This is a genomic window from Pseudomonas sp. 18-147, assembly GCF_051048045.1.
Classification (GTDB): domain Bacteria; phylum Pseudomonadota; class Gammaproteobacteria; order Pseudomonadales; family Pseudomonadaceae; genus Pseudomonas; species Pseudomonas aeruginosa.
This window is the reverse complement of sequence record NZ_CP182296.1, coordinates 1378699-1392300: the sequence shown is the minus strand read 5'-3', so window position 1 is coordinate 1392300 and position 13602 is coordinate 1378699. Positions and strand designations below refer to the sequence as shown.

At 64.4% G+C, this 13602-nt stretch carries 16 protein-coding genes; 1 reads left to right on the top strand and 15 read right to left on the bottom strand.

The window, feature by feature from the left end:
• Nucleotides 1-232: 232 nt before the first annotated feature.
• The 10 genes from iscX to trmJ all read right to left on the bottom strand — a co-directional run bounded on the left by iscX (nt 233) and on the right by trmJ (nt 7437).
• A complete protein-coding gene (gene iscX, locus ACM0M4_RS06870) occupies nt 233-433 on the bottom strand; it encodes a Fe-S cluster assembly protein IscX (protein WP_003092814.1) in 201 nt (66 codons plus the stop codon).
• Between the two features lie 25 nt (nt 434-458).
• Entirely contained in the window at nt 459-797 is a 339-nt protein-coding gene (fdx, locus tag ACM0M4_RS06865) for an ISC system 2Fe-2S type ferredoxin (RefSeq protein ID WP_003092818.1), read from the bottom strand.
• Between the two features lie 6 nt (nt 798-803).
• Nucleotides 804-2663, bottom strand: a complete 1860-nt coding sequence (gene hscA / locus ACM0M4_RS06860; RefSeq protein WP_003092822.1) for a Fe-S protein assembly chaperone HscA — start codon at nt 2661-2663, stop codon at nt 804-806.
• A gap of 42 nt (nt 2664-2705) precedes the next feature.
• Entirely contained in the window at nt 2706-3227 is a 522-nt protein-coding gene (gene hscB, locus ACM0M4_RS06855; protein ID WP_003092824.1) for a co-chaperone HscB, read from the bottom strand.
• 7 nt (nt 3228-3234) lie between these two features.
• Entirely contained in the window at nt 3235-3558 is a 324-nt protein-coding gene (iscA, locus tag ACM0M4_RS06850) for an iron-sulfur cluster assembly protein IscA (RefSeq protein ID WP_003100617.1), read from the bottom strand.
• A 27-nt stretch (nt 3559-3585) separates the two neighbouring features.
• Complete coding sequence (gene iscU / locus ACM0M4_RS06845; protein WP_003092829.1) at nt 3586-3972, bottom strand: Fe-S cluster assembly scaffold IscU; 387 nt, start codon at nt 3970-3972, stop codon at nt 3586-3588.
• A 35-nt stretch (nt 3973-4007) separates the two neighbouring features.
• Nucleotides 4008-5222 (bottom strand): IscS subfamily cysteine desulfurase, encoded by a 1215-nt coding sequence (locus tag ACM0M4_RS06840; protein ID WP_003092832.1) that lies wholly within the window; start codon nt 5220-5222, stop codon nt 4008-4010.
• A 29-nt stretch (nt 5223-5251) separates the two neighbouring features.
• Nucleotides 5252-5743 carry a Fe-S cluster assembly transcriptional regulator IscR gene (gene iscR / locus ACM0M4_RS06835; RefSeq protein WP_003092836.1) on the bottom strand — a complete coding sequence of 164 codons (492 nt, stop codon included), beginning with the start codon at nt 5741-5743 and terminating at the stop codon, nt 5252-5254.
• Between the two features lie 144 nt (nt 5744-5887).
• The gene (gene cysE, locus ACM0M4_RS06830; protein WP_003100615.1) at nt 5888-6664 is read right to left on the bottom strand and encodes a serine O-acetyltransferase; all 777 of its coding nucleotides are present in this window, start codon (nt 6662-6664) and stop codon (nt 5888-5890) included.
• Nucleotides 6664-7437 (bottom strand): tRNA (cytosine(32)/uridine(32)-2'-O)-methyltransferase TrmJ, encoded by a 774-nt coding sequence (gene trmJ, locus ACM0M4_RS06825; RefSeq protein ID WP_003092842.1) that lies wholly within the window; start codon nt 7435-7437, stop codon nt 6664-6666. Before trmJ ends, cysE begins: the two co-directional genes overlap by 1 nt.
• A gap of 151 nt (nt 7438-7588) precedes the next feature.
• Here trmJ and suhB point away from each other — a divergent pair, with 151 nt between their 5' ends.
• The gene (gene suhB / locus ACM0M4_RS06820; RefSeq protein WP_003092845.1) at nt 7589-8404 is read left to right on the top strand and encodes a type III secretion system regulator SuhB; all 816 of its coding nucleotides are present in this window, start codon (nt 7589-7591) and stop codon (nt 8402-8404) included.
• A 104-nt stretch (nt 8405-8508) separates the two neighbouring features.
• Here suhB and ACM0M4_RS06815 read toward each other — a convergent pair whose 3' ends face one another.
• From ACM0M4_RS06815 to tgt, 5 genes are all read right to left on the bottom strand, one after another.
• On the bottom strand, nt 8509-9057 hold the full coding sequence (locus ACM0M4_RS06815) for a glycine zipper 2TM domain-containing protein (protein WP_003092848.1): 549 nt from the start codon (nt 9055-9057) through the stop codon (nt 8509-8511).
• Nucleotides 9058-9240: 183 nt separating this feature from the next.
• The gene (gene secF / locus ACM0M4_RS06810) at nt 9241-10161 is read right to left on the bottom strand and encodes a protein translocase subunit SecF (protein WP_003100612.1); all 921 of its coding nucleotides are present in this window, start codon (nt 10159-10161) and stop codon (nt 9241-9243) included.
• 10 nt (nt 10162-10171) lie between these two features.
• The gene (gene secD, locus ACM0M4_RS06805) at nt 10172-12034 is read right to left on the bottom strand and encodes a protein translocase subunit SecD (RefSeq protein ID WP_003100609.1); all 1863 of its coding nucleotides are present in this window, start codon (nt 12032-12034) and stop codon (nt 10172-10174) included.
• Nucleotides 12035-12093: 59 nt separating this feature from the next.
• Nucleotides 12094-12432, bottom strand: coding sequence for a preprotein translocase subunit YajC (gene yajC / locus ACM0M4_RS06800; protein ID WP_003092856.1), 339 nt, complete (start codon nt 12430-12432; stop codon nt 12094-12096).
• Between the two features lie 43 nt (nt 12433-12475).
• Nucleotides 12476-13594: a tRNA guanosine(34) transglycosylase Tgt gene (tgt, locus tag ACM0M4_RS06795; RefSeq protein ID WP_073660694.1), complete on the bottom strand. Its 1119-nt coding sequence runs from the start codon at nt 13592-13594 to the stop codon at nt 12476-12478.
• Nucleotides 13595-13602 lie beyond the last annotated feature (8 nt).

Genomic DNA, 13602 nt, shown 5'->3' with positions numbered 1-13602 from the left:
CGAAACAAGGTTGTCTAGCATGGGCGGCCCCGCCAGCGGGGCGGGACGCCGTGATTCGTTCAGGACGCTGACGAAAACGGCCCGAAAGGGCCGGAATCAGCGTGGCTGCGCCTGGCATCGGGCCCGGCGCGCCTAGCCTGGAATGCGCCCGCGGGCGATTTCAGGCCTTACCTAAAATAAAACCCGCGAATTATACGCGGGTTCCCGGCAAATGCGTAGGGCGGGCCTATGGCTAGTCCCGTTCCTCGATCCAGGCGGCCTGGATGGCCTCCAGGACTTTCTCTCCGCTACGCTGAGGATCGTCGGAGAACTCTGGAAGTTCCACCACCCAGCGCCGCAGATCGACGAAGTTGACGTATCGCGGATCGACCTCCGGCTTGCTTTCGTCGAGCTGGATGGCGATTTCCAGCACATCGGTCCATTTCAGGCTCATTGCACGCTCCTCTCTACCGCCGGGCTCAGTGGCCTTCCGACACCTGGTTGATGGTGTACTTGGGAATCTCGACCACCAGGTCTTCGTCGGCCACCACTGCCTGGCAGGATAGCCGCGAATCGGGCTCCAGACCCCAGGCCTTGTCCAGCATGTCGTCTTCGAGTTCGTCGGACGGCTCCATGGAGTCGAGGCCTTCGCGGACGATTACGTGGCAGGTCGTGCAGGCGCAGGATTTCTCACAGGCATGCTCGATCTCGATGCCATTGCGCAACGCGGCATCCAGTATGGTTTCGCCGGGCTTCGCCTCGAATACCGCCCCCTCGGGGCAGTGGTCGGCATGGGGCAGAATCACGATCTGCGGCATCTTCGCTTATTCCTCGATTTCGTTGAGCCGGCGGCCGGAGAGCGCGGCCTTGACGGTCGCGTCCATCCGCCGTGCGGCGAAAGCGTCGGTCACCTGGGACAGGCGCTTGATCTGGTTCTCGATGGCCGCGGTGTCGCTACCACCGGCCAGTTCACGCAAGGTGTCCATCTGCGCCGCGATGGCCAGGCGCTCCTCTTCGTCCAGGAGCCGCTCGCCGTCGACGTCCAGCGCCGATTGCACGGCCTCCAGCAGCCGCTGCGCCTCGACCTGCTGTTCGCGCAGGGCGCGGGCAGCCTTGTCGTCGCCGGCGTAGTCGAAGGAGTCCTTGAGCATCCGCGCGATCTCGCCGTCGGTCAGCCCATAGGACGGCTTGACCTGGATGCTGGCCTCGACGCCGGAACTCAGTTCGCGTGCGGACACGCCGAGCAAGCCGTCGGCGTCGACCTGGAAGGTCACCCGGATTTTCGCCGCGCCCGCCACCATCGGCGGAATGCCGCGCAGCTCGAAGCGCGCCAGCGAACGACAATCCTTCACCAGCTCGCGCTCGCCCTGCAGCACGTGGATCATCATGGCCGTCTGGCCGTCCTTGTAGGTGGTGAACTCCTGGGCGCGCGCCACCGGGATGGTGGTATTGCGCGGAATCACCTTCTCCATCAGCCCGCCCATGGTTTCCAGGCCGAGCGACAGCGGAATGACGTCCAGCAGCAGCAATTCCTCGCCGCGCTTGTTGCCGGCCAGGGCATCGGCCTGGATGGCCGCGCCGATGGCGACCACCTGGTCCGGATCGATATCGGTCAGCGGCTCGCAGCCGAACAACTCGCCAACCGCCGTGCGCACACGGGGCACGCGGGTCGAGCCACCGACCATCACCACCGAGCGGATTTCTTCCAGATCGACACCGGAGTCGCGCACCGCTCGGCGGCAGGACTTCAGGCTGCGAGCGACGAACGGCTCGATCAACTCGTCGAGCGTCGCCCGGCTCAGCTCGCCGCTCCAGTCGCCATAGGCGACCCGGACCGACGCCTCATCGGTAAGACGCTCCTTGGCCGCACAGGCGATTTGCAGCAACTGCCGCTGGCTGCCCGGGTCCAGATCGGCAGAAAGGCCAGCCTGCTCGATCACCCAGCCAGCGATGGCATGGTCGAAGTCGTCGCCGCCCAGGGCCGTATCGCCGCCGGTGGCCAGGACTTCGAAGACACCGCGGGTCAGGCGCAGGATGGAAATGTCGAAGGTTCCACCACCCAGGTCATAGATGGCCACCAAGCCTTCCGCGCCCTTGTCCAGGCCGTAGGCCACGGCGGCGGCGGTCGGCTCGTTGAGCAGGCGCAGGACGTTCAGCCCTGCCAGGCGCGCGGCATCCTTGGTAGCCTGGCGCTGGGCGTCGTCGAAATAGGCCGGCACAGTGATCACCGCACCCACCAGCTCGCCACCGAGGGTGGTTTCGGCGCGCTGGCGCAGCTCACGCAGGATGTCCGCCGAGACTTCCACAGGACTCTTCAGCCCCTGTACGGTCTCGATGAAGGGCATGTGCGACTCGCCCTGGCGGAAGCGGTAGGGCAATTGCTCGCCCAGTTGCTTGACGTCCTCCAGGCCGCGCCCCATCAGACGCTTGACCGAAATGATGGTATTGAAGGGATCCTTCGCGGCGGCCGCGCGGGCGCTCTCACCCACTTCCGCCCGCTCGGCGTGATAACGCACCGCGGAAGGCAGGATCAGGCGCCCCTGCGCATCCGGCAAGGGCTCGGCGACGCCGCTACGCACCGCGGCGACCAGCGAATTGGTGGTACCCAGGTCGATCCCAACCGCCAGGCGACGCTCATGGGGCTTGGGACTCTGACCGGGCTCGGCGATCTGCAGTAGGGCCATGCTCTGTCTTAACTATGGGGTGCGGCCCGGGGGCCGCAGGGATTAATCGTCGAGTCGCTCTTCCAGCTGGCGCACTTCCTGCGCGAGCTTGTCGAGGAACTGCATGCGACGGACCAGGCGTTCGGCCTCTTCGCGGCGCTGCGCATCGTCCCAGCACGCGGCGAACTCACGCTCCAGCTCGGCCTGGGCGGCCTTGAGCCGACGCTTGAAGGTCGCCACGCCGGCCAGGTCGGCGCTGTCCTGCAACTCCTCCAGTTCCTCGCGCAGCTGCATCTGCTGCAGGAGAAACTCCGGATCCTGCACCGTAGCCTCCAAGGGCAACTCGTGACCACTCAGGGTCAACAGGTACAGGGCCCGGCGCGGAGCGCTCTTCAGGGTCTGGTAGGCCTCGTTCAGTTGCGCCGCGCGTTCCAGGGCGAGACGCTGCTCGCGCTCGGGAGCGTCGGCGAAACGGTCGGGATGGACGCTGCGCACCAACTCGCGATAGCGCTGGCCGAGCTCGTCGAGATCGACCAGGAAAGCCGGTTGCAGGTCGAACTGGGCGAAATGACAGGGTTTACCCACGCCGGCCTCAGACGTTGAAGCTTTCGCCGCAGCCGCATTCGCCACGAACGTTGGGATTGTTGAACTTGAAGCCTTCGTTGAGCCCTTCGCGAGTGAAGTCCAGCTCGGTGCCATCGAGATAGACCAGGCTTTTCGGGTCGATGATGACCTTCACGCCATGGCTCTCGAAGACCAGGTCCTCGGCCGCCAGTTCATCGACGAATTCGAGGACATAGGCAAGCCCGGAACAGCCAGTGGTGCGCACGCCAAGACGGATACCCTCGCCCTTGCCGCGCCCCTCGAGGGAGCGCTGCACGTGTTTGGCGGCGGCTTCGGTCATGCTGATGGCCATTGCAACTCCTTACTCGTCACGAGCGGCTTAGAGCAAACCCTTCTTCTGCTTGTAGTCGCGAACGGCGGCCTTGATGGCGTCTTCGGCGAGAACGGAGCAGTGGATCTTCACCGGCGGCAGGGCCAGCTCTTCGGCGATGGTGGTGTTCTTGATGGTTTCCGCCTCGTCCAGGGTCTTGCCCTTCATCCACTCGGTGGCGAGGGAGCTGGAGGCGATCGCGGAACCGCAACCGTAGGTCTTGAACTTGGCGTCTTCGATCACGCCCTGCTCGTTGACCTTGATCTGCAGGCGCATCACGTCGCCGCAGGCCGGCGCGCCGACCATGCCGGTGCCGACGTTGGGATCGGCAGCGTCGAGCTTGCCGACGTTGCGCGGGTTTTCGTAGTGGTCGATGACCTTTTCGCTATATGCCATGGCTAATCCTCACGTTTTTCCGGGGCACGAGGCGCTCAGTGCGCCTGCCATTCGACCTGGGACAGGTCGACGCCCTCTTTGTACATATCCCACAGCGGCGACAGTTCGCGCAGCTTGGAAACGGCCTCGACCACCTTCTTCGCGGCATAGTCGATCTCTTCCTCGGTGGTGAAGCGACCGAAGGTGAAGCGGATGGAGCTATGCGCCAGTTCGTCGTTGCGGCCCAGGGCGCGCAATACGTAGGACGGTTCCAGGGACGCCGAGGTACAGGCCGAACCGGAGGAGACCGCGAGGTCCTTGAGCGCCATGATCAGCGACTCGCCCTCGACGTAGTTGAAGCTGACGTTGAGGTTGTGCGGGACGCGGGAGGTCATGCTGCCGTTGATGTAGAGCTCTTCCAGGCCGTCGATCTGCGCGAAGAAGCGGTCGCGGAGCGCCAGCACGCGGGCGTTCTCCTGGGCCATTTCTTCCTTGGCGATGCGGAACGCCTCGCCCATGCCGACGATCTGGTGGGTGGCCAGGGTGCCGGAACGCATGCCGCGCTCATGGCCGCCACCGTGCATCTGACCCTCGATGCGGACGCGCGGCTTGCGCCGGACGTAGAGCGCGCCAATGCCTTTCGGGCCGTAGGTCTTGTGCGCGGAGAAGGACATCAGGTCGACCTTGAGCTTGTCCAGGTCGATCTCGACCTTGCCGGTCGACTGTGCGGCGTCGACGTGGAACAGCACGCCGCGGGAGCGGGTCAGCTCGCCGATGGCGGCGATGTCGTTGACGGTGCCGATCTCGTTGTTCACGTGCATGACCGAGACCAGGATGGTGTCGTCACGCAGCGCCGCCTCGACCAGAGCCGGAGTGATCAGGCCATCTTCTCCCGGCTCCAGGTAGGTCACTTCGAAACCTTCGCGCTCCAGCTGGCGACAGGTGTCGAGGACCGCCTTGTGCTCGATCTTCGAGGTGATGATGTGCTTGCCCTTGCCCGAGTAGAAGTGCGCGACGCCCTTGATCGCCAGGTTGTCGGACTCGGTGGCGCCGGAGGTCCAGACGATCTCGCGGGGATCGGCGTTGACCAGTTCGGCCACCTGGCGACGGGCGTTTTCCACGGCTTCTTCGGCTTTCCAGCCGAACACGTGGGAACGCGAAGCCGGGTTGCCGAAGTTGCCGTCCATCAGCAGGCATTCGCTCATTTTCTGGGCGACGCGGGGATCGACGGGAGTGGTCGCGGAGTAATCGAGGTAGATCGGCAATTTCATCAGGTAACTCCTACAGGCTGGCGCCCTGCTCAGTCGATGGCGGACGCTTCAATCTTGTCGAGACGAGGCGTCTTGCCTGAGCAACGGCGTTCGTCCTGGCGCAGCGCGACCTCCTGGACCTCCTGGCGGCTGACCAGATCGGCCAGGCTGATGCCGCTGAGGAACTCATGAATCTGCAAACTGAGGTCGCACCACAGGTGGTGGGTCAGACAGGTATCGCCGGAGTGGCAATCGCCCTGCCCCTGGCAGCGGGTCGCGTCGACGGATTCGTTGACCGCGTCGATCACCTGCGCCACATGGATGCCCGACATATGGCGGGACAGCTGGTAGCCGCCGCCCGGGCCGCGCACGCTGGTCACCAGGTTGCCACGGCGCAACTTGGCGAACAGCTGTTCGAGATAGGACAGGGAAATGCCTTGGCGTTCGGAGATATCGGCCAGCGAGACCGGACCTTGCTGAGCATGCAGCGCCAGGTCGAGCATGGCGGTTACGGCGTAGCGGCCTTTGGTGGTCAGACGCATGGGCTTTTCCCATCGGGATCATTCGGGGTTGACGCGGATTATGCTCTTATCCGAGTAATTAGGTCAACTATAAGACCGATCAAATTACTCAGGATTAGGCAAATTCAGGGCGCTACATGCTAGCAGAAAGCCGCCGGCCGCGCATTACGCGGCCGGATTGCCGTCCTCGTCCTTGACTCCGGCGAAATCTTCCTCGCGCAATACCGGCAGGTCCTTCGCGCAGTAGTCGCTACCCAGGGCGGTGAGCGCCTGGCACATGCCCTCGAGCCGGCCGTCGACGGCCTGCAGGTGATCGAGCAACTGACCAATGGCACGCGCCACCGGGTCCGGCATGTCCTGGCTGACCCCATAGGCATCGAAGCCGAGCTTCTCCGCCATCGCCTGGCGCTTGGCCTGCTGCTCGGAGTCCTCGCGCATGATGATCCGCCCGGGAATGCCGACCACGGTGGCACCCGGCGGGACTTCCTTGGTCACCACGGCGTTGGAGCCGACCTTGGCGCCCTCGCCGACGGTGAACGGGCCGAGCACCTTGGCACCGGCACCGACCACTACGTTGTTGCCGAGGGTGGGGTGGCGCTTGCCCTTGTTCCAGGTGGTGCCGCCCAGGGTAACACCCTGATAGAGGGTGACGTCGTCGCCGATCTCGGCGGTTTCGCCGATGACGATGCCCATGCCGTGGTCGATGAAGAAGCGCCGGCCGATCCTGGCCCCCGGGTGGATCTCGATGCCGGTCATCCAGCGGCCGAAATTGGACACCAGGCGCGCCAGCCACTTCCAGCCGGACGTCCACAAGCCGTGGGCCAGCCGATGCAGCCAGACGGCGTGCAGGCCCGGATAACAGGTGAGGACCTCGAGTGCGTTGCGAGCCGCCGGATCACGGTGGAATACGCTTTGGATATCTTCACGCACACGTTCGAACATCAGTCGTCACTCCGCTTGTAGGACAGGCCTCGGGCCACCTTCTGGGTTTCGGTCAGGATCCCGCGCAGGATATTCATTTCCAGCTTGCTGATCGCGCTGCGCCCATACAGGCGCCGCAACCGCGACATCAGGTGGCGCGGCTTCTCCGGATCGAGGAAGCCGATATCGATCAGCGTCCTCTCCAGATGCGCGTAATAGAGTTCCAGCTCGTCGGCCGTCACCAGCTCGGTGTTGAGCATCGAGGTGGACTCGAACTTTTCCATCTTGGTCGGCTTGCCCTGGGCCGCCAGCCACGCCATGCGCACCTCGTAGGTGAGCACCTGGACCGCGGCCGCCAGGTTCAGCGAGCCGAACTCGGGATCGGAGGGGATATGCACATGGAACTGGCAGCGCTGCAATTCTTCGTTGGTCAAACCCGCATATTCGCGCCCGAATACCAGGGCCACCTCGCCATTCGCCTCCAGGTGCTCCAGGCAGGTCGTCGCGCACTCGCGCGGATCCAGCAGCGGCCAGGGAATCCGCCGGTCGCGGGCGCTGGTGCCGAGCACCACGCTGCAGCCGCTCAGGGCCTCTTCCAGGGTGTCCACCACCCTTGCGGCGTCGAGGATGTCGGTGGCGCCGGAAGCCCGCGCCACCGCGTCGCCGTGGGGAAAGCTTTCCGGCTGCACCAGCACCAGTTGCGACAGGCCCATGTTCTTCATGGCACGGGCCGCCCCGCCGATGTTGCCGGGATGACTGGTGTTGACCAACACCACACGAATACGGTCGAGCAACGCCGATGCTCTCCAACGCCAAGTTACTGAAGGGTGTGAAATCCTACAGCAGAGGTCAGCTTTATACCATGCGGCCGACAGGTCGCCCTTCAAACGCCATCGGTTTCTGCTAGAATGGCCGGCTTTCTTTAACGACCCAGGTGACCTCTCCATGCAGCCTATGCTGAATATCGCCCTGCGCGCCGCTCGCAGCGCCGGTGAACTGATTTTCCGCTCCATCGAACGCCTGGATGTCATCTCGGTCAACGAGAAGGATGCCAAGGACTACGTGACCGAAGTCGATCGCGCCGCCGAGCAGACCATCGTCGCCGCGCTGCGCAAGGCCTATCCGACTCACGCGATCATGGGCGAGGAAGGCGGCTTCATCGAAGGCAGCGGCGAGGGCGCCGATTACCTCTGGGTGATCGATCCGCTGGACGGCACCACCAACTTCATCCATGGCGTACCGCACTTCGCCGTGAGCATCGCCTGCAAGTACAAGGGCCGCCTGGAGCACGCCGTGGTCCTCGACCCGGTGCGCCAGGAAGAATTCACCGCCAGCCGCGGCCGCGGCGCCGCCCTCAACGGTCGTCGCCTGCGCGTCAGCGGCCGCAAGAGCCTGGAAGGCGCCCTGCTCGGCACCGGCTTCCCGTTCCGCGACAACCAGATCGACAATCTCGACAACTACCTGAACATGTTCCGCAGCCTGGTCGGCCAGACCGCCGGCATCCGCCGCGCCGGCGCCGCCAGCCTGGACCTGGCCTACGTCGCCGCCGGACGCTACGACGCCTTCTGGGAATTCGGCCTGTCCGAATGGGACATGGCGGCAGGCGCCCTGCTGGTACAGGAAGCCGGCGGCCTGGTGAGCGACTTCACCGGCAGCCACGAATTCCTCGAGAAGGGTCACATCGTCGCCGGCAACACCAAATGCTTCAAGGCACTGCTGACCACCATCCAGCCGCACCTGCCGCCGTCGCTGAAGCGCTGATCCGCCGCTGACGAAGAACCCGGCCTGGCGCCGGGTTTTTCATCTCCATGAAAATGCACAAGGGCGCCCGCGGGCGCCCTTGTGCATCATTGCGACAGCCAGGCTCAGCGCAGCGTTTCGCCCTGGCTGAGGATCAGCCGGCCATTCTTGTCGACCGGGATCTGGCTGCCCGGATCGCGCTCCATGCGGATCTGCCCGGCCTTGCCGTCGAGCATGTACTTCACGTCATAGCCGACGACCTTCTCGCTGCTGTCGTGCACGGTGCTGCAGCGGGTTTCGGTTGTGGTGTAGGTGTCACGCTCCTGCATGCCTTCCTGCACCTTGTTGCCGGCGTAGCCGCCGCCGACGGCGCCGGCCACGGTGGCGATCTTCTTGCCGGTACCGCCGCCGATCTGGTTGCCCAGCAAGCCGCCGACCACCGCACCGATGGCGGTACCGGCGATCTGGTGCTGGTCCTTGACCGGACGCTGGCGGGTCACGGCCACGTCCTTGCAGACCTGGCGCGGCGTCTTGATGGTTTCCTTGACCGGCTGGACAGCGACGACCTCGGCGTAGTCGGGACCGCGATCCACCAGGCTATAGGTGGCTACCGCGCCACCTGCGGTCACGCCTACGGCACCCAGAACGGCCCCGACGAGCATCGACTTGTTCACATGTACCTCCTGGCTTTCATCCAATGCGGGCTATGTTCGCCCTTTGCCTTGCCTAGGACTGGGCAAAAACCACCAAGTTCCAGGCTCCCGACAAACGTTTCGTTGGCGCAGATACGAAAACTCCCGCCAAAAGCGGGAGTCCTCGAGTGACCGGCAGGCGCCGGAGTGCCGAACCAGAGCGCCTCAGGGGCGATCGTCGACGGTGTCCTTGGCCTGCGGCGGGATCAGGTCCTCGCTGGTCAGGTTCAGCCAGATCAATACCACGTTGGCGATGTAGATCGACGAGTAGGTACCCGCCATTACACCGACGAACAGGGCGATGGAGAAACCGAACAGGTTGTCGCCGCCGAAGAACAGCAGCGCGGCGATAGCCAGCAGCGTGGAAACCGAGGTGGCGATGGTACGCAACAGGGTCTGGCTGGTGGAGATGTTCAGGTTCTCGACCAGATCGGCCTTGCGCAGCACGCGGAAGTTCTCGCGCACCCGGTCGAAGATCACGATGGTGTCGTTCAGCGAGTAACCGACCACCGCCAGCACAGCGGCGAGGACGGTCAGGTCGAAGGTCACCTGGAAGAACGACAGCACGCCCATCACGATGATCGCATCGTGCACCAGCGAGAGGATCGCACCGAGGGCGAACTTCCACTGGAAGCGGAAGCCGACGTACAGCAGGATGCCGCCCAGCGCCAGGAGCATGCCGAGGCCGCCCTGGTCGCGCAGTTCTTCACCCACCTGCGGGCCGACGTACTCGACCCGCTTCAGGTTCGCCGGGTTGCCGGCATCGGCCTGCTGCAAGGCGGTAGCGACCTTCTTGCCCAGTTCCGGGTCCTCGCTGGGCATCCGCACCAGCACGTCGCGGGCGTCGCCGAAGCTCTGCACCACGGCGTCCTCGTAGCCGGCGCCGACCAGTTGACCACGCACCTTGCCGAGATCGGCCGGTTGTTCGTAGGTCAGCTCGATCAGCGTACCGCCGGTGAAGTCGAGGCCGAAGTTGATGCCCTTGGTGAACCAGCTGCCCAGGGCGATGACGGTCAGGATCAGGGTGACGGCAAACGCGACGTTGCGGATGCCCATGAAGTTGATGGTACCGATCTTGATATTCATCTCAGTCCCCTTAGATCCACAGCTTCTTGAAGTCACGCCCGCCGAAGATCAGGTTGACCATTGCGCGGGTGACCATGATGGCCGTGAACATCGAGGTGATGATGCCGAGCGACATGGTCACGGCAAATCCTTTCACCGGGCCGGTGCCCATGGCGTAGAGGATGCCGCCGACCAGCAGCGAGGTCAGGTTGGCGTCGAGGATCGCGGTGAAGGCACGGTTGAAGCCTTCGTGGATCGCCCTCTGGACCGACATGCCATTGGCCAGTTCCTCGCGTATCCGCGAGAAGATCAGCACGTTGGCGTCCACCGCCATGCCCATGGTCAGCACGATACCGGCGATGCCCGGCAGGGTCAGGGTCGCGCCGAGGATCGACATCAGCGCCACCAGCATGACCATGTTGAAGGCCAGCGCAACGGTGGCGATCACGCCGAAGAAACGGTAGATGACGATGATGAACAGCGATACGAAGAGCATGCCCCAGAGCGACGCATCGATACCCTTGGCGATGTTGTCCGCCCCCAGGCTCGGGCCGATGGTGCGTTCTTCGGCAAAGTACATCGGCGCAGCCAGGCCGCCGGCACGCAGCAGCAGGGCCAGCTCGGAGGACTCGCCGGGGCCATCGAGGCCGGTGATACGGAACTGGTTGCCCAGCGGCGACTGGATGGTCGCCAGGCTGATGATCTGCTTCTCTTCCTTGAACGCCGGAACCGCGACCTCCTTCTCGACGCCATCGACCATCTGCTTGGTGTAGCGGGTCACCGGCTTCTGCTCGATGAACACCACCGCCATGCTGCGGCCGACGTTGTTGCGGGTGGCGCGGTTCATCAGCTCGCCGCCATGGCCATCCAGGCGGATGTTCACCTGCGGGCGGCCGTTCTCGTCGAAACTGGCGCTGGCGTCGGTGACCTGGTCGCCGGTGATGATCACCCCGCGCTCCAGCGGCACCGGCGGCCGGCGCGGCTCGCGGAACTCGAAGGTCTCGGTGGCGGACTTCAGGGCGTCCGGCTCGGCGGCCAGGCGGAATTCTAGGTTGGCGGTCTTGCCGAGGATCCGCTTGGCTTCCGCGGTGTCCTGCACGCCCGGCAGCTCGACCACGATGCGATTGGCGCCCTGGCGCTGAACCAGCGGCTCGGATACGCCCAGCTCGTTGACCCGGTTGCGGACGGTGGTGAGGTTCTGCTTGATGGAGTATTCGCGGATTTCCGCCAGTTTGGCCTGGGTCAGGGCGACGCGCAGGACCTGCAGGCCGTTGCGCTCTTCGGGCACGACCTCGAAATCGCGGAAGTCCTTGGCGATCAGGCTGCGCGCCTTGTCCAGGGATTCGCTGTCGGTGAAACCGAGCTGGATCGCGCGATCCTGGATCGGCAGGCTGCGGTAGCGCACGCGCTCCTTGCGCAGCAGGCTCTTCACTTCGCTTTCATAGACCTTCAGGCGGGCATCGACCGCCTTGTCCATGTCCACTTCCAGCAGGAAGTGCACACCGCCGGACAGATCCAGGCCGAGCTTCATCGGGCTGCCGCCCAGCTTGCGCAGCCACTCGGGAGTGGTCTGGGCCAGGTTCAGCGCCACCACGTAGTCGTCGCCCAGGGTCCGGCGCACCACTTCCTTGGCGGGAAGCTGGTCGTCCTGCTTGACCAGGCGGATCAGGCCGCCCTTCTTCGACAGGCTGTCGGCCTTCACCGCGATACCGGCGTCGGTCAGCGCCTTGGCAGCGCGGTCGACATCGGCCTGGGTGACCTGCAGCGCCGTGCTGGCGCCGCTGATCTGCACCGCCGGGTCGTCCGGGTAGAGGTTGGGTGCGGAATAGATGAACCCGACGGCGAGGACCGCCAGGATCAGCAGATATTTCCACAGAGGATACTTGTTGAGCATGACACCGCCCGTTATGACGCGGGGCGCCTTGCGCGCCCCGTCATGTGTTTAGGTGAAAATCAGATCGCTTTCAGGGTGCCTTTCGGCAGGGTCGCGGCAATCGCGGCCTTCTGGAACTTCAGCTCGACGTTGTCGGAAACCTCGACGACGACGAAATCGTCGGCGACCTTGGTCACCTTGCCGGCGATACCGCCGGAAGTGACGACTTCGTCACCTTTTTGCAGGTTGCCCAGCAGGTTCTTGTGTTCCTTGGCGCGCTTGGCCTGGGGACGCCAGATCATCAGGTAGAAGATGACCAGGAAACCAACCAGGAAGACCCACTCGAAACCGGTGCCGGCCGGGCCAGCGGCTGCCGGAGCGGCTGCGTCGGCGTAGGCAGCGGGAATTAGAAAGCTCATGTAGCACTCCTGTCACAAAGCAATAGAGTTGGATAAAGGAAAGTCAGGCATCCAGCTGCGGCGTGGGAAGGCCGCGCTTGGCATAGAAGGCATCGACAAAGGCGGCCAATGTACCCTGTTGGATTGCCTCGCGCAAACCAGCCATAACCCGCTGATAATGCCGCAAGTTGTGGATGGTATTGAGCATGCTACCGAGCATTTCCCCGCACTTGTCCAAGTGGTGCAGATAGGCGCGGGAAAAATGTTTGCAGGTGTAACAGTCGCAGGTCGGGTCGAGCGTGGAGTCGTCGTGCTTGTGTACCGAGTTGCGGATCTTGATCACCCCGCTGTCGACGAACAGGTGGCCGTTGCGCGCATTGCGCGTCGGCATCACGCAGTCGAACATGTCCACGCCGCGGCGCACGCCTTCCACCAGGTCTTCCGGCTTGCCCACGCCCATCAGGTAGCGCGGCTTGTCGGCCGGCATCTGCGGCGGCAGGAAATCGAGCACGCGGATCATCTCTTCCTTCGGCTCGCCCACCGACAAACCACCGATGGCCAGGCCGTCGAAGCCGATCTCCTGCAAGCCATCCAGCGAGCGCAGGCGCAGGTCCTCGTGCATACCGCCCTGGACGATGCCGAACAGCGCCGACGGGCTATCGCCATGGGCGATCTTCGAGCGCTTGGCCCAGCGCAGCGACAGCTCCATGGAGCGCTTGGCGACGTCATGGTCGGCCGGGTACGGCGTGCATTCGTCGAAGATCATCACGATGTCCGAGCCCAGGGCGCGTTGCACCGCCATGGACTCCTCCGGCCCCATGAAAACCTTGGCGCCGTCCACCGGCGAGGCGAAGGTCACGCCCTCCTCCTTGATCTTGCGCATGGCTCCCAGGCTGAACACCTGGAAACCGCCGGAATCGGTGAGGATCGGGCCTTTCCACTGCATGAAGTCGTGCAGGTCGCCGTGGCGCTGGATCACCTCGGTGCCAGGGCGCAACCAGAGATGGAAGGTGTTGCCGAGGATGATCTGCGCGCCGATGTCCTCGATGTCGCGCGGCAACATGCCCTTCACCGTGCCGTAGGTGCCCACCGGCATGAAGGCCGGGGTCTCGACCACGCCGCGGGGGAAGGTCAGGCGGCCGCGACGGGCCTTGCCGTCGGTCGCCAGCAGCTCGAAGTTCATGAAGCTCA

What these genes read in the sequence shown, in the direction of transcription:
- iscX (WP_003092814.1), bottom strand. Translation starts at nt 433, where the DNA reads ATGAGCCTGAAATGGACCGATGTGCTGGAAATCGCCATCCAGCTCGAC.
- fdx (WP_003092818.1), bottom strand. Translation starts at nt 797, where the DNA reads ATGCCGCAGATCGTGATTCTGCCCCATGCCGACCACTGCCCCGAGGGG.
- hscA (WP_003092822.1), bottom strand. Translation starts at nt 2,663, where the DNA reads ATGGCCCTACTGCAGATCGCCGAGCCCGGTCAGAGTCCCAAGCCCCAT.
- iscA (WP_003100617.1), bottom strand. Translation starts at nt 3,558, where the DNA reads ATGGCCATCAGCATGACCGAAGCCGCCGCCAAACACGTGCAGCGCTCC.
- iscU (WP_003092829.1), bottom strand. Translation starts at nt 3,972, where the DNA reads ATGGCATATAGCGAAAAGGTCATCGACCACTACGAAAACCCGCGCAAC.
- ACM0M4_RS06840 (WP_003092832.1), bottom strand. Translation starts at nt 5,222, where the DNA reads ATGAAATTGCCGATCTACCTCGATTACTCCGCGACCACTCCCGTCGAT.
- iscR (WP_003092836.1), bottom strand. Translation starts at nt 5,743, where the DNA reads ATGCGTCTGACCACCAAAGGCCGCTACGCCGTAACCGCCATGCTCGAC.
- cysE (WP_003100615.1), bottom strand. Translation starts at nt 6,664, where the DNA reads ATGTTCGAACGTGTGCGTGAAGATATCCAAAGCGTATTCCACCGTGAT.
- suhB (WP_003092845.1), top strand. Translation starts at nt 7,589, where the DNA reads ATGCAGCCTATGCTGAATATCGCCCTGCGCGCCGCTCGCAGCGCCGGT.
- secF (WP_003100612.1), bottom strand. Translation starts at nt 10,161, where the DNA reads ATGAATATCAAGATCGGTACCATCAACTTCATGGGCATCCGCAACGTC.
- secD (WP_003100609.1), bottom strand. Translation starts at nt 12,034, where the DNA reads ATGCTCAACAAGTATCCTCTGTGGAAATATCTGCTGATCCTGGCGGTC.
- yajC (WP_003092856.1), bottom strand. Translation starts at nt 12,432, where the DNA reads ATGAGCTTTCTAATTCCCGCTGCCTACGCCGACGCAGCCGCTCCGGCA.
- tgt (WP_073660694.1), bottom strand. Translation starts at nt 13,594, where the DNA reads ATGAACTTCGAGCTGCTGGCGACCGACGGCAAGGCCCGTCGCGGCCGC.